The organism is Streptomyces sp. NEAU-174 (genome assembly GCF_052665095.1).
Genome location: NZ_JBQTCE010000019.1, coordinates 77,662 through 95,583, shown reverse-complemented (window position 1 = coordinate 95,583; position 17,922 = coordinate 77,662). Strand labels below are relative to the sequence as shown.

Sequence of the window (17,922 nt, the reverse complement as noted above, 5' to 3'; positions counted from 1 at the left end):
CCCCATGAGCGCCGATCTCCCTCACCACACCACCGCCCCGCGGGCGACCGGCCGGGCCGGGGATGCCTCGCCGTTCGCGCTCGGGTTGCTGCTGCGTCGGGCGCACTGGCGGGCGGCGGCGGTGATGGCGGAGGCGCTTCGGCCGCTCGGCATTGAGTTGCGGCACTTTGCGGTGCTGATCGTGCTGGTCGACTGCGGGCCCACGGTGCAGCGGGACCTGGTGGCGGCTACGGGGTCGGACAAGGCGGGGATCATGCGCGTGGTGGACGACCTGGAGCGCAAGGGGCTGGTCGTGCGCAAGGCCGTGCCGGGGGATCGGCGGGTGCGGGCGGTGGAGATCACGCCTCAGGGGCTTGAGCTCTTCGACGCGGCCCATGTGGCGGCGGAGCCGCTGGCCGAGCGGCTGGTCGGCGAGCTGGGGGCCGATGATGCCGAGCGGCTGAAGGATCTGCTGACCCGGTTCGCCCATCCTGTGGAGGGTGGGGCGTAGGGGTAGGAGCCGCCGCGGCTGGCGACGACGACGGTCGGGGGGGACTGGGCGGAGGGGGACTCCCCCGCAGTGCGGCCCAGCAGGAGCACGTTGTCCAGCCATGTCTTGAGGGTCGACGGGACCGAGAAGTTGTGCATGGGGGCGCCGATCAGGATCGCGTCCGCCTGCTCCAGCTCCTCGATGAGCCTCTCGCGCGCCGCGAACGCCGCCGACTGCTCCGGGGTGCGCTCGGCCCGGAAGTACGGACGAGTCGATGTGCAACAGCGTGACCATGGACTTTCTCCCAAGGGTGCTCGGTGATGGTTCAGAGTAAGATGGTATCGAATGATACTGTCGCGATTGCATCGAAGCCTTGGGTAAAGGGGAGATGGGCGATCTTGGACGTCTACGAGGCCGTCACGAGCCGACGGGCGGTGCGCGGGTTCACCGACCGGCAGGTCCCGCGGGAGGTGCTGGAGCGGGTGCTGTCCGCCGCGGCTTGGGCGCCGTCCGCGTCGAACCTCCAGCCGTGGCACGCCTACGTGCTGGCCGGCGGGCCGCTGGCCGAGCTCAAGAAGCGTGCCGGTGAGCGGCTGGACTCGGGTGACGCCTGGGACGAGCCGGAGTACGAGCAGTACCCGTCCACGCTGAAGTCCCCGTACCGCGAGCGCCGGGCCGCCTTCGGTGAGCAGCGCTACGGTGCGCTCGGCATTCCGCGCGAGGACCTGGAGGGGCGGCAGCGGGCCGCCTCCGCGAACTGGCGGTGTTTCGGCGCGCCCGCCGCCCTGTTCTGCTACATCGACCGCGGACCTGGGCGGACCTCAGTGGTCCGACGTCGGCATGTTTCTCCAGACCGTCATGGTGCTGCTCCGCGCCGAGGGGCTGCACAGCTGTACGCAGATGGCGTGGGCGAAGTACCACAAGACCGTCGCGGAGATCGTGTCACCGCCGGAGGGGCTCATTCTGTTCTGCGGTATGTCGATCGGGTACGAGGACGTCGACATCGCCGTGAACCACCCGCGTACGGGGCGGGCGCCGCTCGGTGAGACGGTCAGGTTCGTCGACGGCCGCTGACAAACCGGGCCTCAGGCTTGCGGTGTGGTCAGCCATGCGCCGACGCGGGCCAGCGCGGTGGGGCCCGAGGCGGAGGCGACGTCCTGGGCCAGGTCGGCGATCGTGACCGTGCGCAGCGCCTCCCGCCAGGCCGCGTCCGCGCCGCCCATCACGCGGGCGATCGGGCACGGGGTGGTGCATGCCTCGGCGGGGGTGGCCAGCGGGCCCCGCTGGCGGATCTCCGTGCAGGTGAACGCCGGGCTGGGGCCGTCGACCGCCTCGACCACGTCGAGCACGGTGATCGAGGCGGGCTCCCGGGTGAGGACGTAGCCGCCCGCCTTGCCCTGGACCGAGCGGATGAGCCCGGCCCGGGAGAGTGCCTGTAGCTGTTTGGCCAGGTAGCTCGCCGAGACGTCGTGCAGTTCCGCCAGTTTGGTCGCGGGGACGGGCTCCTCGACGGATGTGAGCACGACGCAGCAGTGCAGGGCCCACTCGACTCCGCCGGACATCTTCACCCGTCCCACTTTAATCAGCCCGCTGATCAGTCCACCGATGAGTCCACTGATGAGCCGCCGATGAGCCCCCGCTTACTCGGACAACTTGTGTCCGGGTATTTTCTCGGACAAGATGTGTCCGAGTTTGATGGACGGCGCGGCCACATGCGCACCACCCCGACGAAAGGAATGTCATGAAGTTCGCGGTCATCGGCGGTACCGGGCTGATCGGGTCCCAGGTCGTCAAGAATCTGAACGCCGCCGGGCACGAGGCGGTACCGCACGCGCTGTCCACCGGCGTCGACATCATCAGCGGGCAGGGGCTGGACGAGGCGGTCGCGGGAGCCGACGTCGTCGTCAACCTGACGAACTCCCCGACCTTCGACGAAGCCTCCCCTGCCTTCTTCAAGACCTCGATGGACAACCTGCTGGCCGCGGCCCGGAAGGGCGGCGTCGGCCACTTCGTGATCCTCTCGATCGTCGGTGTGGACCAGGTGCCGGAGCTGGACTACTACCGGGCCAAGGTGCTCCAGGAGGAGATCCTCGCGGCCGGGCCGATCCCGTACTCGATCGTCCGGGCGACGCAGTTCATGGAGTTCATGGACGCCGTACTGTCCTGGACCGCCGACGGCGACACCGTCCGGCTGCCCGCCACGCCGATCCAGCCGATCGCCGCCAAGGACGTGGCCGCCGCGGTGACGGAGGCCGCCGTGGGCGCCCCGCTGCGGGGTATTCGCAATGTCGCCGGGCCTGAGGTCTTCCCGCTGGACGAGCTGGGCCGGATCACCCTGGCCCATAAGGGCGACCCCCGCACCGTCGTCACCGACCCGGACGCCGGGATGTTCGCCGTCGTCCGGGGCGACGTCCTCACGGACACGGGTGCCCAGCCGGCCCCCACCCGCTACGTCGACTGGCTCTCCTGACGCGCGCGGCCTCGGCGGGCCGCGCGGAGAGCCGAGCCCCGGCCCGCCCCGGCGTTACGGCCCCGGCGGGCGGGGCTCGATGTTGTGGTTGAGCCGGAAGACGTTGTCCGGGTCGTACTGGGCCTTAAGGAGCGGCCCGGTCCGGGGCGCGCCGAGGACGGCGCTCAGCGCCTACGGCCCGTGTTGCCTGTGCCGTTGCCTGTGCCGTTGAGGGGGAACAGGGACTCCAGGGTGGCGCCCCGCACCCAGGCGCCGAGGAGGTTCCGGTGCAGGGCGAGGATGTCGTGTTTCATCGCGAGCTTCTCCGCCTCCCGTGTGAAGGCGCAGGTGGCGACGAACACCGCGACGTCCGCGCCGTGTTCGGCCTTCGCGGTGCCGAGGAACTTCTGCATATCGCCGCTCGGGACGGTGCGATGGGGTGCGTAGTGCTTGCACTGGATCACCAGCAGGCGCCCGTCCGGCATGCGGCCGATGACGTCCGCGCCCAGGTCGCCCGACCTCCCGGAGACGACGACCTGGGTGCAGCCGTCCCGGCGGCACAGCTCCGCGACGTAGTGTTCGAACCGCTGCCAGGTCATGGCGTCCACCTCGGCCATGGACCGCTCACGCGCCGCGTTCTCCTGCTCGGTCTGCCAGGCCCGGTGTTGTGCGACGGTGCGCAGATGCGTCGTGCGCAGCCACCAGCCGATGGCGCCGAGCAGACCGACGAGGACCACGCCGACGACGTACGGCCATACGGTCTTCCAGGCCAGGGCCAGCGCGAGGGCCGCCACCGCGCCGCCGCTCCAGGCCGTGCGGCGCAGTTGTGCCTTCGCCCGCCGTAATGCCGCTTTACGTCGCCGCGGCCGCGGCCGTGGCCGTGGCCGTCGCCCTCGCTGTCGCCCTCGCGCAGTCATTGTTTGCGCCCCCCTTGTCGGCTCGTTTTCCGCCCCTCCCCCCCGCAGTGTCGGGAGCGGCGGGACGCCCCCGCAAGACCGCCCCTCGCGCGGTGGCGGGATCTGCCGTGGGCGAATCTGCTGCGGGCCGAGATTCCTTACGCAGCAGGCGAATTGAGGCGATGGTGAAAGGACCGCGGCGGTGTGGGTCGCGGTATTCACAGGGAGGTCCGATGGGAACATTCGCCACCGGCTGGGAGCCGGCAATGAATCCGCGAGCCGCGGAGGGGGATACGGCACCCACGCGGTTCGACGATCATCTGGCCGCACAGCTGCTGACCCAGCGCATCGTCTTTCTCGGCACACAGGTGGACGAGGTGTCCGCGAACCGGGTGTGCGCGCAGATGCTGCTGCTCTCGGCCGAGGATCCGCGGTCGGACATCAGCCTCTACGTCAACAGCCCGGGCGGTTCGGTGACGGCGGGGCTGGCGATCTACGACACGATGCGGCTGATTCCGAACGACGTCTCCACGCTCGTCATGGGATTCGCCGCGAGCATGGGGCAGTTTCTGCTCACCGTCGGCACGACGGGAAAGCGCTACGCACTGCCCAATTCCCGCATCATGATGCACCAGCCGTCCGCCGGTATCGGGGGGAGCGCGGCCGATATCGCGATTCAGGCCGAGAATCTGGAATTCATGAAGCGGTCGATCGAGCGGATCACGGCGGAGCACACCGGACAGAGCGTGGAGACCATTTCGCGCGACGGTGACCGCGACCGGTGGTTCACACCGGAGCAGGCGAAGGAGTACGGAATGGTCGACCGGGTGGTGGAGTCGCTCGCGGACGTACGGCCCGCCGGTACGCGGCGCAGGATGGGGATCTGACATGGGGCAGTACACGATTCCGACGGTCGTCGAACGCACCACGCAGGGGGAGCGGGCCTACGACATCTACAGCAGGCTGCTGTCCGAGCGGATCATCTTCCTCGGTACGGAGATCGACGACGGCGTGGCCAACGTCGTCATCGCGCAGCTGCTCCACCTCGAGTCGTCGAGCCCGGAGCAGGAGGTCGCGATCTACATCAACTCACCTGGCGGCTCGTTCACCTCGCTGATGGCCATCTACGACACGATGACGTTCGTGTCCGCGCCCATCTCCACGTTCTGCGTGGGGCAGGCGGCCTCGACCGCGGCGGTGCTGCTGGCCGGGGGAGACCCCGGGCGGCGGTTCGTACTGGAGCACTCACGGGTGCTGCTGGGGCAGCCGGTGAGCGGTGGTGCGCAGGGGACGGTCTCTGACCTCAGCCTCCAGGCCAAGGAGATGCTCCGGATCCGCTCGCAGGTCGAGGAGGTGCTCGGCCGCCATACGCCCCACGACGCCGCCACGCTCCGCGCCGATATGGACCGCGACAAGGTCTTCACGGCGGAGGAGGCGGTGGCGTACGGGCTCGCCGACGAGGTGCTGAGCCGGCGGATGGCCCGGGCTTTCTGAGGGCGGGCTTTCTGAGGGCGCGCTCTTTGAGGGCTCGGGACCAGGGCTCGGGGCCAGGGGGGGCGGTGCTTCAGGCGGCCAGGCGTACGTCGCCCCGCCGCCCCGCGTTCCGGCTCCCCAGGGCCCCCCGGGCCGCGCGGTCCGCGACGGACGTGGTGGAGGTGACCGACGTGAGCGACGTGACCGACATCGCCGCGCCGTCGCGCCGCCGCGGGCCGGAGACGACCCGGATCAGCTCGCCCTGGGCCATCGCGAGGAGGTCGGCCAGGCGCAGGCCGAGCGCGCGGGCGGCGGCCGCGAGGACCTCGGACGACGCCTCCTTGCGGCCCCGTTCGAGCTCGGAGAGGTACGGCATCGAGATCCGCGCCGCCTCGGCCACGTCCTTGAGCGTGCGCTGCTGGGCGAGGCGCTCGCGCCGCAGCACGCCACCGACGACATCCCGCCACAAGGGCTCCTTCACCGGCTCCCGGCCGGGCTGCTCCGGTCCGCCGGGCCCACCCGGGGCGGCCGGAACGGCGGGGGTCGCCGGGGCGGGGGTGGTCGCGGGGGCTCCGGCCCCGGCGGTGGCTCCCGCCCGGGGTGCCGGGTCCGCGGTCGCCGGACGCAGGGGAATGACGCGGGCTCGGTTCGTCGCGTGGCTGCTCACCCCCTCAGGGTAGGAGCGTCGCGCCCGACGGGAAGGGGACAACGTTCTGCCCTTGGCGAATCGCTCAGGCGTTCGGCATGGGGCCGGATGGCGTGAACGGACCGCGCACACCCCGCGCATCCCCGGCGAGAAGCCCAGTTGTCAGCCCCGTTGTCAGTGCCGGGCCCTAGCGTATGGCTGTCCTTATTCACGCTTGCTGGGCTGCTTGCGTAACTCGGACACGGCGGGGGCCGGGCCCAACAGCGCGGGTCTGGCCCCCGGCGGAAAGACCGTTTGATGGCCAGCGTCAGGAGGTGATCCGCAGCTCCGGCGGATAGCCGGTCCAGCGCAGTGGCGCGGGCAGGTGCGCCATGTCGTTGGAGAAGAGCACCGAGGGCGGCCGACCGGGCGGGGGACAGCGGATGACGGTCAGCGCGGCGTTGCACTGGTTGAGGCCGAGCCAGCGCCACTTCGGGGCGTCGAGCACGGCCCGGACCAGCCAGCCGATGAGGAAGTTGTGCGTCACGACCAGCTCATGGCGGTCCTCGGGCCCGTCCACCGGACCCGTGAAGCGCTCCTCGGCGGCACGGGCCAGCAGCGGGCCGCGGGCGCGCTCCTCGGGGGGAAAGCGGTGGACGAATTCGAGCAGGAAGTCGGCGGAATCGGCGGGCAGTTCGTCCCGCCGGGGCGTGTACGGCACATAGTCCCCGGCCGGTTCGCAGACATGGGCCGGTACGCCGTCGAGTTGGTCGCCGATCAGCCGGGCGGTCTCGGCCGCGCGGGGCAGCGGGCCGTGGTGGATCGCCGACAGCGGAACGGCCCGGAGCCGCTCGCCGAGCAGCGTTGCCTGGCGGCGGCCGGTGGGCGTGAGCGCGCCTTCGTCCGGCGTGGCCTCGCCGTGGCGGGTCAGATAGAGATAGCGGGTGGCGGCGTGGGGTGTGTCGGTCGGGTGGGGCGTGTGGTGTGTGTGGGTCGCGGTCATGGTCCCTGTCCGTCGAGAGTCGCTGGAAGGGACGGCCGGTGAGGGCGGCAGGTTCCGGCGGCGTCCCGCCCGTTCCGGCGGTAACCCGCCCGTTCCGGAGGCGCCGCGGTACGGTCCGCTATCGCCTGTCCGGGGACCTCCGGTCGCCCTCGGGCGGGCGGGGCTCGTCCGGGGTCAGGCGGAAGACCACGTCTGCCAGCTGGGCGCAGACGCGTTCGATCTGGCGGCGGGTGGCGTTGCGTTCGGTGATGATCGCGGACAGCAGCAGGGCCGTCAGCGCCGTCGAGCCGTTGAACGCCTGGAGGGTGACCATCCGGGCCGCGAGCGAGTGATTGGAGAACGGACCGGTGCCCTCCGCCGTCGAGGCGACCGCGAGGACCGTGACGATGAGCGAGCACGGGGCGGCGCCCGCGAGCTGGAAGCGCAGGGCGGCCCAGATCAGGAACGGGAAGACGAGGAAGAGCAGGCTGACCTCCGTCCGCGTGGCCACCAGCGTGACGGCCGCCGTGCCCAGCGGCAGGGCCACCGCCTCCAGCAGGCGGTACGGGCCGACGCCGCGCGGGAACCGGGGGCGGCGGAGCACCAGCAGTACGGGGGTGATCACCAGGACGCCCATCGCGTCGCCCGTCCACCACACCGACCAGGCGGTCCAGAAGTCACCCGCCGCGAGCGCGCCCGACAGCAGCAGCGCGGCGGTGCCCACCGTGGCGCTGATCAGCATGCCCGCCAGGGCGCCGAGGAAGACCAGGACCAGCGCGTCCCGCAGCCGGTCCACGGCGGGCCTGAACCCCACGCGCCGCAGCAGCAGATACGAGCAGACCGGGGCCAGGGTGTTGCCCGCCACGATCGCGAGGACCGCCGGGGGCGACGGGCCGATGGGGGCGTTGACCGCGACGGCGCCGAGGGCGATGCCCGGCCAGGCCATCGGGCCCAGCGTCAGCAGACAGGCCAGGGCGATTCCGGTCGGCGGCCACAGCGGGGTGACCTGACCGCGTACCAGCTCCTGGAGCAGTCCGATCCTGGCGCCCGCGTAGTAGAGGGCGGCGACGGCCGCGAGCCGCAGCGCGGTGGCGCCGTGCCGCCGGAGGCCGCTGTTCCGCCGGATCCCCGTATCGCGCGCCACAGCCGCCATGAGACTACGGGCGCCTCCGGACGCCGCGGCTGACACGCGGCCACCGGGGCCGGGCTCGCCCGTACGCAGCACAGCACGCGCTCGATTTCATCAGGTTCCTCCGTGGGTACTCCGCCGTTCACGGAGGAACTTGATGAACGGAAACACCCGGGGCTACGCCGTCTACAAGGTGGGCTCGAACGTCACCAGCCATGAGGCGTGGGGCCTTGGCAGTTACTGCTACTTCAATGTGAATCCCGGTGTTGTCGCGGCCCGCTCCTTCGAGGTCCCCGACACCCCGGGCGTCCGCTTCCACCACATGGTCACCGTCTCGCTCGGCGGCACCGGCACCATCCGCCATGTCATCAACAACACGGGCGGGCCGTCCAATTCCGGAAACAACGTGGCGAACCTCGTGAACTACCCGTAGCCTCCTCCGTCACACGGACGACCCCGTGCCCGCGATACGGCCCCTTCGCGGGGCGTATCGCGGGCACGCATATGCGCATCGGGCTTGCCCACCCGAAGCGGGAGACGTCACCGTTGTCCCCCACGGGCACGCGCCGCGCGCCCGTATTCGACTGGGACCGGAGGTGCCATGGGACCGATCGTTCCACCCCTCGTTCCACCGTACGAAACCGTCGGCGACGGGCCGCACCATGTGATGGCGGTGCACGGCTGGCTCTCGGACCGGGCCGCGTACGCCGCGATGCTGCCGCATGTCGACCGGCGCGGGTTCACCTATGTGCTGCCCGATCTGCGCGGCTACGGAGAGGCGCGCGACATACCCGGCGCTTACACCACCGGCGAGGCCGGGGGCGATCTGCTCGCGCTCGCCGATCACCTCGGCTGGGAGCGGTTCTCGCTCATCGGCCACTCGATGGGCGCGGCCGTCGTCCAGCGCGTCCTGGCGGCCGCCCCGGACCGGGTCCGCCGGCTGGTCGGGGTCGCGCCGGTGCCGGCCAGCGGGGTGCCGATGGAGGGCGAGCAGTGGCAGCTGTTCGCGGCCGCCGCCGACCGCCCGGAGAACCGCCGGGAGATCATCGACCGCACCACCGGCGGCCGCCACCCCGCGGCCTGGCTGGATCTGATGGTGCGGCACTCGGTGGAGCACAGCGACCCCAAGGCAGTGCGCGCATGGCTGGACTCCTGGGCGCTGGAGGACTTCCACGAGGACATCGCCGGTGCCCAGGTGCCGGTCCGGATCGTGGTCGGCGCCCACGACCCCGCGCTCACGGCGGAGGTGATGCGGCAGACCTGGCTGCGCTGGTACGTCAACGCCGAGCTGGTGGAGCTGGAGTACGCCGGGCACTACCCCGCCGATGAGACACCGCAGGAACTCGTACGGGCCGTGGAGGACTTCATCACGGCCGACGCGTAGCCGCCGGTGAGGAGCCGGAGGCGGGCCCGGACGGATCGCCGGAGGGCGAGGGGGAGGCCGGTGTGGAGGGTGAGGCGGAGGCACTGCTGGTGTGCTTCGCCTCGCTCTCCTGGTACCTCTTCTCGCTCTTCCGGTACTTGGGCAGCAGCTCGTTCAAGATCTTGTCGACGTACTCCCGAGTCTCGAGGATCTTCGGGATGCCGCGCGCCCGGAGCACCGCGTTGGGCCCCGCGTTGTACGCCGCGAGCGCGAGCCGGGTCGCGCCGAGCCCGGCCTTGCCGCCCGGGACCACCTTGACCACGTCGTACAGATGGCACATGTAGCGGGCCTGTGAGGGGATGGCGTCGCGCGGCTCCCAGACATCGGCCTTGCCGTCGCCGTCGCCGTCCTGGCCCCACTCCTTCCAGGTGACCGGGGAGAACTGCGAAATGCCCTGGGCGTGCCCGGAGTCCGCGTCCCGGCGCCAGCCGCTCTCCGCGTCGATCTGGGCGGCCAGCAGCGGCACGCTCAGCGGGGAGCAGGTGCGGACCGCGGCCTCCACGACGGGGCGCCTGGCATCGGGGATCACCGGCAGCTCGGGCTCCGAGGGCTCGGTGAGATGCCGTACGACCAGGACCGCGGCGACGACCAGGGCGAGGCCGGCGAGGAACGCGGCGGCCATCCCGGCGGCGCGGGTCAGCATGCCGGAACCGGCACGATGGGGGTACGCATGCAGGGACCGTAGCGGCAATCGCGGGCCGATCCGTAATCGGTCGCCGACACGGCCCTACCGCGCCTGGTGGACGCCGGGCAGCGGCTGTCCCGCCGGACCCGCGGGGAGCGGACCCGTCTCCCGCTCACCCGGGCGCTTCATCACATACGCCGCACCGGCGCCCGCCGCGAACAGCGCGAGCACCGAGACCGCCGTGCCGAGCCAGGTGGCGCCGAGCCACTGGCCGCCGACATAGCCGAGGGCCACGCCGTACGCCGCCCAGGCGAGCCCGGCCACCGCCGACCACGGCAGGAATTCCTTCACCCTGCGGTGGGCCGCGCCCGCGCTCAGGCTGACGACCGAGCGTCCCGCGGGCGCGAAGCGGGCTATCACCACGAGCGGGCCGCCGCCGCGCACCAGCGCGGTGCCCAACTTCTCCTGGGCGGAGGTGAGTCGGCGGGAGCGGGCGATGGCGCGGTCGAGCCGGTCGCTGCCGCGCCAGGCCAGCCGGTAGGCCACCATGTCCCCGAGGACGGAGGCGGTCGCGGCGCACAGCACCAGCCCGAACATGGCGGGGAAGTCGGCCGCGCCGGCCTGGCGCACCACACCGACGGCGTCAACGGTGGTGCCGGCGGCCGCGGTGGCGGCGGTGATGACCAGAACTCCGCTGGGCAGAACGGGCAGAAAGACGTCGAGCAGTACGGATGCCCCGATCACCGCGTAGATCCATGGGGTGTTGGTCAGCGACCCCAAATGTTCCAACAACGTTCTACTCCCGATCCCGGTCCCCCCGCTGCGCATGTCGCCGGGAAGCGGCAGGCGTCAGCCTGTAACAGCCATACAGCGTACGCCTGTGCATGAAGAGGATAACGGTAAGGGGTGTGATGATGTTGTTCGAATCACGCCATGCGGGGCGTTCGACCCCGCATGGCGTGATGGGTGACGTGATGTCGAATGCGTGGAACCGGCGGCCGGACGAGATGACGTCCGGCCGCCGTTCCATCAGACCCGGGACGGCTCGCGCCGCGCTTCCGGCGCCGACTCGCTCGCGCGGGTCGAGCCGAATATCCGGTCCAGCGCCCAGGGTCCGGGGCCGGTGAAGACGATCAGCAGCAGGGCCCAGCAGAACATCGCGGCGGGTTCGCCGCCGTTCTGAATGGGCCACAGCTTCTCGGGCTGGTGCTCGTGGAAGTACGCGTAGGCCATCGAGCCGGAGGAGATGAAGGCCGCGCTGCGGCTGCCGACGCCGAGCATCACCAGTGCGCCGCCGACGAGCTGGATGACGGCCGCGTACCAGCCGGGCCAGGTGCCGGCCTCGACGGTCTTGCCGGTGCCCATCATGCCGCCGAACCAGCCGAGCAGCGACGAGGCGCCGTGGCAGAAGAACAGCAGCCCGACCACGATGCGGAAGAGGGAGAGGACATACGGCTTGGCGCTGTCGAGCGCCTCGCCGAGGGCGCGGGGGGTGGGGGAAGAAGACATGAGAGGGGAGCTCCTTGCTCCTGGGGACGGGGAACAGCGGAAACGCCAGGTTAGGTTCCCCTCACCTTTTGTTGCAAGTTCAAGTTCCTGCCAATGTGGGTGCCCCGGAAGCCCTTTCCCTTACGGTCCGAACCCGCTCCTCAGAGCCCCACGGCGCACATCGGGGCACCTTCCTGACGGGGTTCGGGCGCGGTCGCCACGCGCAGCGCCGCTCGTGCTACCGCGTCCGTGTCGCAGAGGGTGACGGAGTTCACGCCCGGCCGCGCGCCCGCGGCCGTCACCCAGTGGACCCCCTCGGTCGGCACCCCGAGGGCGAACCGCCGTGGATGAGGGCGGCCCTGGGCGTCCACCAGCCGGTAGGGGGCGGTGGTGACATCGATGCCGCCGGTCTCGTAGTCCTCCACCCGGTGCGGGCGGCACTGCCCGGTCTCCAGCAGCTGGATCAGCAACTCATCGGCGGTCCGGCGCACATCGGGCTCCGGCAGCCGCGCCTCGATCAGGGTCGTGGCCGTCACCGGCGGACCCGGGACCTCGGCCGACCGGGCGGCGAAACCGGCCTTCTCGGCCCCTTGGTCTGGACTTTCCAAGGTCACTTCAAGCCGCGGGCCGAGGACGTCCAGGACCCCCGCCTCGATCAGCGCGGCCATCTCCTCGATCCGGCGGCGCGGCGGGCCGATCGAGAGGAAGGCGTTGAGCGGGGTGTACCAGCGGTCCAGATGGGCGCGGCGGGACGCCCCCGTCAGCCCGCCGTGATCGACGATCAGACGCACCTCGTTGCGGAGGTCGCGCAACACGTCGAGGGCGGCCTTGACCGGGCCCTCGACATTGCCCAGCCGCGCGTGCGCCGCGTCCTGGTGGGCGTAGGCCAGCAGCCACCGCCGGAAGTCGTCACGCCCTGTGAACCGGCGTCCGCGGTGCGGCTCGGCCACCGCTTCCCAGGACCAGCGCTGCGCCTGCGGAATGCCGTACTCCGCGAGCACGGTGGCCTCTTCGGGGCTGCCGTGCTCGGTGGCCAAAAAGTGACGCCTGAAGCGTGCTGGGGTGAACGGGGCGGCGGTTCCGGAGCCGGGCGCGGGGGTCTCCGGGGCTTCCGGCGCTTCCGGGGCTTCCGGCGCTTCCGGCGCCTCCGGGGCTTCCGGCGCTTCCGGCGCCTCCGGGGCTTCCGGACCGGCCGGAGCGGCCGGGGCGTGGGTGTCGGGGGCGCGGAGGGCCAACAGCGTCTCGTAGTAGACCGTCTCGGCCTCCTTGGCCACGAGTGGCCATATCTCGGTCAGGAAGTCCGGCGGATCGCCGGCGTCCGCGCGCTTGCGGAAGCGGCCGAGCACATCGGGGGTCAGCAGCAGCGGGGTGTGGCGGCCGCACGGCCCCTTCGCGTTGTCGCCCCGCGCGTGGTACGGGATGCCGCGCCGCGACCCCGCGTACAGCCGTGGCTCGAGCCCCGAGGGCCGGTAGACCAGACCGCCGCCGTGCTCGTTCGGGACGAACGTGCCGCCCCGGCCCGCCGTCAGCAGCGCCATGTGGTCGAAGAAGTTGAGGCCGAGGCCGCGCAGCAGCACCGGCTCGCCCGGCGCGATGAGCGACAAGTCCACATCGGCGGGGTTGGCGGGCGGGTAGTAGCGCAGCCCGTACCGCTCCGCGTGGGCCGCGTACCGCCGCTCCGTGGCGTCGGTGGCCGCCGGCAGATGGCCCTGCGCCAGGACGACCGCGCGCAGCCCCTCCAGACGGCTCCCGTCATCCAGCGTCAGCGCCTGCGTGCCGTCGGCCCGTTCCTCCAGCCGTACGGCGCGGGCCCGGTGCGTCCGGACGGTCACAGTGTCCGGCGCGCCCCGCACCACCTCGCCGAACACCCACTCCAGATAGCGGCCGTAGAGCGCGCGGCTGGGGTAGTCGTCCGGGCCGAGACCGGGCGCCAGGCCGTGTGCGCTGACCCATTCGTACAGGCTCGGCCCGGTCCGCACCGGTCCGCCGCATTCGACGCTCGCGTCGGTGAACAGGGTGACCTGCGAGGCCACGGTGTTCATCAGCAACTCGTCCGGCTGGGCGGTGCGCCAGACCCGTCCCGCGCCGGGCGGGGAGGGGTCCACCATGTGCACGGTCAGCGGGGTGCCGGGCGCCAGCTCCGGGGCCGAGGCGCACAGGCGCTCCAGCACGCTGGTGCCGCGCGGCCCGGCGCCGACGACGGCTATCGCGTGGGGGTCTCCGGCCAAGGCAATGTCTCCCGGGGCAGATGTGACGCAGGGGGCGCGCCCATCATGCCGCCCGCTCAACGCGAATCTCCCCGGTCTCCGGAACGTACCGGTCCGTTGTGGCCTGTATCACGGACGTACGGTGCCATCGCGTGATGTATGGCGCGGAACGGTGCTCAAGGGGCGGCGCTCACGGGGGCTCAAGGGGGGGCGGATCTTTCCCCTCCCCGCCCCTTCCCGCTACCAGGGGCTTCGCCCCTGGACCCCGGGGTCTGGGGCGGAGCCCCGTCTTCCGGCCCCTCGGGGGGCATCTCCCAGCGGTAGCCGGGGGAGATTGAGGAGCGGGGTCGGGCACCCGTTAGCCCGTCCAGTCCGTCTCCAGCGCCGTCACCAACCGGGCGCCGCCGCCCGCGGGGTCCGACTGCGCCTGGTCCAGCCGCAGATGCGCGCCACGGCCCCGGAGGGTCAGCGTCATCAGCTGGTTGCCGAACCAGGGCCCACCCGTCTTATGCCAGCTCAAGCGGGGGTGCGGCACCCGCCCATGGCGCCGGAACGCCCGGCCCAGGGCGCGGCCCGCCGCGCTCCAGCCGAAGCGGAAGCCGAGCCGTATCGAGGCGTAGATGCTGTTGTGGACCGGAGAGCAGGTCAACTGGCGCACCTGGCTGCGGGGCGGCGGGGACGGCCACCGCGACCAGTCCGGGGTGGCCACATAGGCGTGGTGCACATCGCCGGAGAGCACGCTGATCGTGGCGGGCGCCCCCGGCGCGCCGCCCACCGCGGCGATGGTGTCGGTGAGCGCGTCGAAGGACTCGGGGAACGCGGCCCAGTGCTCCAGGTCGCCGCGCTGCCGCAGGTCCTCGGCGATCCGCGCCCAGCGCCCACCGCGTCTGCCGCCGCACACCGAGGCGTTCCAGGCCTCCACGTCATGCACGAAGTGGGGCAGCAGCCAGGGCAGCGAGGTGCCGAGCAGCAGATGGTCGTAGCTGCCGGAGGTGCCGGACTCCCCCGGGCCGGCGGGGAAGCCAGGGGCGCCGGGGGAGCTGGGGAAGCCGGGGGCGCCCGGGGCGCCGGGGGCGCCGCCCACCCCGTCCATGGCCTGCTCGCGCACCCAGGCGAACTCCTTGTCGGTCAGCATCGCCCGCCGGCCCTCCTCGAGCACCCGCGCCGCGCGGGTGTCGACCATCAGCAGCCGGGTGCGGCCGAAGTCGCGGCGGTAGCTCCAGCGGGTGTACCCCGGATCGGCGTCGGCGCGGGCGGCGAACTCCCGCAGCGCCTCGGTGCCGTCCTCCGCCGCGCGCACCTCCGCGTAGAGCGGGTCGGCGGCCAGTTCGGCGGGGGAGAGGTTGCCCAGGTGCTGATGGACCCAGTAGGACATCAGCCCGCTCAGTATCCGCTCCCGCCACCACGGGGTGGCGCGCATCCTGCGCTGCCACGCCTCGCTGGTGTTCCAGTCGTCGATGACATCGTGGTCGTCGAAGATCATGCAGCTGGGGACGGTGGAGAGCAGCCACCGCACCTCGGGGTCCAGCCAGGACTCGTAGTAGAGCCGGGTGTACTCCTCGTAGTCCGCCACCTGCTCACCCGGCGGCTCGCTCAGATCGCGGCGTTCGGCCAGCCAGCGGCGGGTCTCGGCGGAGGTCTCGTCCGCGTACACCTGGTCGCCCAGCAGCACCAGCACATCGGGGCGCGGGGCCTCCGGGGCGCGGGCGAGCGTCTGCGCGAGGGTGTCGAGCGCGTCGGGCCCTACGGGATCGTGCGAGGCGTCGGAGGGCGGCGCGGCCCACCGGCAGGAGCCGAAGGCCACGCGCACGGGCGCGTCCGTCCCCGGGGTGGGGGTGCGGATGGTGCTGTCGGGGAACGGGGAGTCCGGCAGCGGCCAGACCTGCTCACCGTCGAGCAGCACCCGGTAGGCGGTCTCGGCGCCCGGGCGCAGCCCGGTGACCGGGATCAGGGCGTAGTGGTGGCCGGCGATCTGCCAGGTGCGGGCAGTGCCGCCCGCACCGTCGGCGCACCGCACCTCGGCCGCACAGGCCCGGTCGGCCTCGACCCAGACGGTCGCGCCGGTACCGGTCTCCCAGTCGACATGGCGCAGCAGTGGTCCCAGGCGCAGCCCGGCCATCCGGACCTCCTCCGTCGTTCTTCGATGTGCTCGTCATGCGTACGGTACGGAACGACGGAGGAGGTGCGGCGGTTCCTCCGGCGGTGCGCCGGGGGACGTGTCCGGTAGTGCGGTGTCTCAGCAGCCGTTGAGGATGCCGCTGAGCGCGGACTTCTCGGCCGAGTCGAGGGTGAGCTTGTAGGTGTACTTCACCGAGACCCACATGCGGGCGTACATGCAGTGGTAGGCGCTCCGGGGCGGCAGCCACTCGGCGGGGTCCTGGTCGCCCTTGGACTGGTTGACGTTGTCCGTCACGGCGATGAGCTGGGAGTGGGTCAGGTCGTTGGCGAACGCCTGGCGCTGGGCGGTGGTCCAGCTGTTGGCGCCGGACTTCCACGCCTCGGAGAGCGGCACGACGTGGTCGATGTCCACGTCGCCGGAGGCGGACCAGGTCTCGCCGTCGTACTCGGAGTACCAGGTGCCGCTGGTGGCCGCGCAGCTGGAGTCGGTCTGGACGTTCTTGCCGTCGCGCTTGAGGACTTCCTCGCGGGTGTTGCAGGCGCCGCTCTGGGTGATCCAGTGCGGGAACTTGTCGCGGCTGTAACCGTCGGACGAGCCCTCGGCCTTGACGGTCAGCGAGGCCAGCTGGGTGCGTGCGGTGGCGGCGCTGGGCGGGGTGGGCGGAGAAGCCTCGGCGGCGGGCCCGCTCAGCACGAGCGTGCCCAGCAGGGCGACGAACCCGCCGAAGACGGATGCGCGACGCGCGTAGATGCGACGACGAGAGGACGTGTCCGACATGCGAACTCCCTTGAGGGTGGGGGGGTGTTGGCCTCTGATGCCCGGCCATGGTCGCGGCGCCGGGTTGCTGTGGGGTGGGCGCCAGGTAACAGAGTGACGACGCGGTCATGTCAACGCAAGGGGTTCCGGGCGGCAGTTGGCGCCGCGCGTCCGCCCCGGCGCGGCCGTGGTGCGTGCGCGATACGACCGCGTACCGCGCGCGCCCGCCCCCGGGGCGCCGGCGTCGCCGCCGGTCAACGCCACGCCCGGGGCGCCCCCCACGGCTCCGCCGCCCGACGCGCCCACAAGCCACCCGCAAGCCGGGCGCGCGCCCGCCAACGACGCTCCGGACGGCCCGGGTCGCCGTCGCCGGGTCGTTCCCCTCCCCGCCCCTTCCCGAAACGGGGCTCCGCCCCGGACCCCGACGGGACTCCGCCCCAGGCCCCGGTGGGGTTGCGCCGCCGGGCCCCGGTGGGGCTGCGCCCCAGGCCCCGGTGGGGTTGCGCCGCCGGGCCCCGGTGGGGCTGCGCCCCAGGCCCCGGTGGGGTTGCGCCTCCGGCCCCCGATGGGGTTGCGCCTCCGGCCCCCGATGGGGTTGCGCCGCCGGCCCCCGATGGGGCTGCGCCCCCGGACCCCGGTGGGGCTGCGCCCCAGGCCCCGGTGGGGCTCCGCCCCGGACCCCGACGGGACTCCGCCCCAGGCCCCGGTGGGGTTGCGCCTCCGGCCCCCCGTGGGGCTGCCGCCCCCGGAGCCCGATGGGGGCTCCGCCCCAGCCCTCAACGGGATTGCGCCCCAGACCTCCGAAACGGGGCTCCGCCCCAGACCCCGGGGTCCAGGGGCGTCCGCCCTAGCGGGGTCCAGGGGCGCAGCCCCAGCGGGGTCCGGGGCGGAGCCCCGGTGGGGGCTGGGGCGGAGCCCCAGATTCGGGAAGGGGCGGGGAGGGGGAAGCCTCGGTATGCGGCCCGCAGCGTGGTCCGCCGGGCACCCCCGGGGCGTGCTGCCGACGGGGCTCGGCCGGACTCCGGGCTTGTGGGGTTGGTCACATATCCCGGCGGCTGGGTGTGGCGGGGGGTCCCGTATTCTTGGCGGGAGCAGAAGGGGAGTAGCTCCTCGCCGGACCGTCGACATACTGCCCGCCCCTCGAGGTGCGGGCCGGCGCCCGGAGCGTACGGATCACCCGCGTACCGCGGAGGCCGTGCGCCAGCGAGACCTTCGGCCGCAGTGTCCGACGCTGCCGTGCCGAAGTGATCCCTCCCCGGGGCCCTTGGTGCGGCCCGATCT

General features: G+C 72.4%; 17 protein-coding genes and 3 pseudogenes. 7 read left to right on the top strand and 13 right to left on the bottom strand.

Annotated features, from left to right (window positions below):
- The first annotated feature begins 4 nt into the window (after window positions 1-4).
- Window positions 5-490 (top strand): MarR family winged helix-turn-helix transcriptional regulator, encoded by a 486-nt coding sequence (locus ACT2CW_RS40495; protein ID WP_445520208.1) that lies wholly within the window; start codon window positions 5-7, stop codon window positions 488-490.
- Here the strand turns inward: ACT2CW_RS40495 and ACT2CW_RS40490 are convergent.
- Window positions 469-723, bottom strand: a pseudogene (locus ACT2CW_RS40490) (NAD(P)H-dependent oxidoreductase); the annotation flags it as partial. The gene ACT2CW_RS40495 and the pseudogene ACT2CW_RS40490 sit on opposite strands and share 22 nt — an antisense overlap.
- Before the next feature lie 144 nt (window positions 724-867).
- Here ACT2CW_RS40490 and ACT2CW_RS40485 point away from each other — a divergent pair.
- Window positions 868-1,543, top strand: a pseudogene (locus tag ACT2CW_RS40485) (nitroreductase).
- An 11-nt stretch (window positions 1,544-1,554) separates the two neighbouring features.
- Here the strand turns inward: ACT2CW_RS40485 and ACT2CW_RS40480 are convergent.
- Window positions 1,555-2,031 carry an RrF2 family transcriptional regulator gene (locus ACT2CW_RS40480; protein ID WP_445520272.1) on the bottom strand — a complete coding sequence of 159 codons (477 nt, stop codon included), beginning with the start codon at window positions 2,029-2,031 and terminating at the stop codon, window positions 1,555-1,557.
- A gap of 179 nt (window positions 2,032-2,210) precedes the next feature.
- Here ACT2CW_RS40480 and ACT2CW_RS40475 point away from each other — a divergent pair, with 179 nt between their 5' ends.
- Window positions 2,211-2,939 carry an SDR family oxidoreductase gene (locus ACT2CW_RS40475; protein ID WP_445520207.1) on the top strand — a complete coding sequence of 243 codons (729 nt, stop codon included), beginning with the start codon at window positions 2,211-2,213 and terminating at the stop codon, window positions 2,937-2,939.
- Between the two features lie 54 nt (window positions 2,940-2,993).
- On the opposite strand, the gene ACT2CW_RS40470 is transcribed toward ACT2CW_RS40475, so the two are convergent.
- Together ACT2CW_RS40470 and ACT2CW_RS40465 are read right to left on the bottom strand one after the other, a co-directional pair.
- Complete coding sequence (locus ACT2CW_RS40470) at window positions 2,994-3,107, bottom strand: BBE domain-containing protein (RefSeq protein ID WP_445520271.1); 114 nt, start codon at window positions 3,105-3,107, stop codon at window positions 2,994-2,996.
- Entirely contained in the window at window positions 3,104-3,712 is a 609-nt protein-coding gene (locus ACT2CW_RS40465; protein WP_445520206.1) for a restriction endonuclease, read from the bottom strand. The genes ACT2CW_RS40470 and ACT2CW_RS40465 overlap by 4 nt, the downstream gene beginning before the upstream one ends.
- 335 nt (window positions 3,713-4,047) lie before the next feature.
- Here ACT2CW_RS40465 and ACT2CW_RS40460 point away from each other — a divergent pair, with 335 nt between their 5' ends.
- Together ACT2CW_RS40460 and ACT2CW_RS40455 are read left to right on the top strand one after the other, a co-directional pair.
- On the top strand, window positions 4,048-4,701 hold the full coding sequence (locus ACT2CW_RS40460; protein WP_182470573.1) for a ClpP family protease: 654 nt from the start codon (window positions 4,048-4,050) through the stop codon (window positions 4,699-4,701).
- 1 nt (window position 4,702) lies between these two features.
- Window positions 4,703-5,308, top strand: coding sequence for a ClpP family protease (locus tag ACT2CW_RS40455; RefSeq protein WP_138915896.1), 606 nt, complete (start codon window positions 4,703-4,705; stop codon window positions 5,306-5,308).
- Window positions 5,309-5,378: 70 nt separating this feature from the next.
- Here ACT2CW_RS40455 and ACT2CW_RS40450 read toward each other — a convergent pair whose 3' ends face one another.
- From ACT2CW_RS40450 to ACT2CW_RS40440, 3 genes are all read right to left on the bottom strand, one after another.
- Window positions 5,379-5,954, bottom strand: a complete 576-nt coding sequence (locus ACT2CW_RS40450) for a helix-turn-helix domain-containing protein (protein WP_445520205.1) — start codon at window positions 5,952-5,954, stop codon at window positions 5,379-5,381.
- Between the two features lie 286 nt (window positions 5,955-6,240).
- Window positions 6,241-6,915: a histidine phosphatase family protein gene (locus tag ACT2CW_RS40445; RefSeq protein ID WP_445520204.1), complete on the bottom strand. Its 675-nt coding sequence runs from the start codon at window positions 6,913-6,915 to the stop codon at window positions 6,241-6,243.
- A gap of 118 nt (window positions 6,916-7,033) precedes the next feature.
- The gene (locus ACT2CW_RS40440; RefSeq protein ID WP_445520203.1) at window positions 7,034-8,047 is read right to left on the bottom strand and encodes an MASE1 domain-containing protein; all 1,014 of its coding nucleotides are present in this window, start codon (window positions 8,045-8,047) and stop codon (window positions 7,034-7,036) included.
- A 133-nt stretch (window positions 8,048-8,180) separates the two neighbouring features.
- On the opposite strand from ACT2CW_RS40440, the pseudogene ACT2CW_RS40435 reads away from it, so the two are divergent.
- Together ACT2CW_RS40435 and ACT2CW_RS40430 are read left to right on the top strand one after the other, a co-directional pair.
- Window positions 8,181-8,456 (top strand): annotated as a pseudogene (locus ACT2CW_RS40435) (coagulation factor 5/8 type domain-containing protein); the annotation flags it as partial.
- A gap of 168 nt (window positions 8,457-8,624) precedes the next feature.
- Window positions 8,625-9,407, top strand: a complete 783-nt coding sequence (locus tag ACT2CW_RS40430; protein ID WP_445520202.1) for an alpha/beta fold hydrolase — start codon at window positions 8,625-8,627, stop codon at window positions 9,405-9,407.
- Here the strand turns inward: ACT2CW_RS40430 and ACT2CW_RS40425 are convergent.
- The 6 genes from ACT2CW_RS40425 to ACT2CW_RS40400 form a co-directional block, all read right to left on the bottom strand.
- Window positions 9,391-10,089, bottom strand: a complete 699-nt coding sequence (locus ACT2CW_RS40425) for a lytic transglycosylase domain-containing protein (protein WP_164430572.1) — start codon at window positions 10,087-10,089, stop codon at window positions 9,391-9,393. The genes ACT2CW_RS40430 and ACT2CW_RS40425 overlap by 17 nt on opposite strands.
- Before the next feature lie 84 nt (window positions 10,090-10,173).
- A complete protein-coding gene (locus ACT2CW_RS40420; RefSeq protein ID WP_164430570.1) occupies window positions 10,174-10,863 on the bottom strand; it encodes a DedA family protein in 690 nt (229 codons plus the stop codon).
- A gap of 237 nt (window positions 10,864-11,100) precedes the next feature.
- Window positions 11,101-11,580, bottom strand: a complete 480-nt coding sequence (locus ACT2CW_RS40415) for a DoxX family protein (RefSeq protein WP_445520201.1) — start codon at window positions 11,578-11,580, stop codon at window positions 11,101-11,103.
- Between the two features lie 140 nt (window positions 11,581-11,720).
- Window positions 11,721-13,787, bottom strand: coding sequence for an FAD/NAD(P)-binding protein (locus ACT2CW_RS40410; protein WP_445520200.1), 2,067 nt, complete (start codon window positions 13,785-13,787; stop codon window positions 11,721-11,723).
- Window positions 13,788-14,124: 337 nt separating this feature from the next.
- Window positions 14,125-15,885, bottom strand: a complete 1,761-nt coding sequence (locus ACT2CW_RS40405; protein ID WP_445520199.1) for an alkaline phosphatase D family protein — start codon at window positions 15,883-15,885, stop codon at window positions 14,125-14,127.
- 117 nt (window positions 15,886-16,002) lie between these two features.
- Window positions 16,003-16,662, bottom strand: coding sequence for an HNH endonuclease family protein (locus ACT2CW_RS40400; protein WP_445520198.1), 660 nt, complete (start codon window positions 16,660-16,662; stop codon window positions 16,003-16,005).
- Between the last annotated feature and the right edge of the window lie 1,260 nt (window positions 16,663-17,922).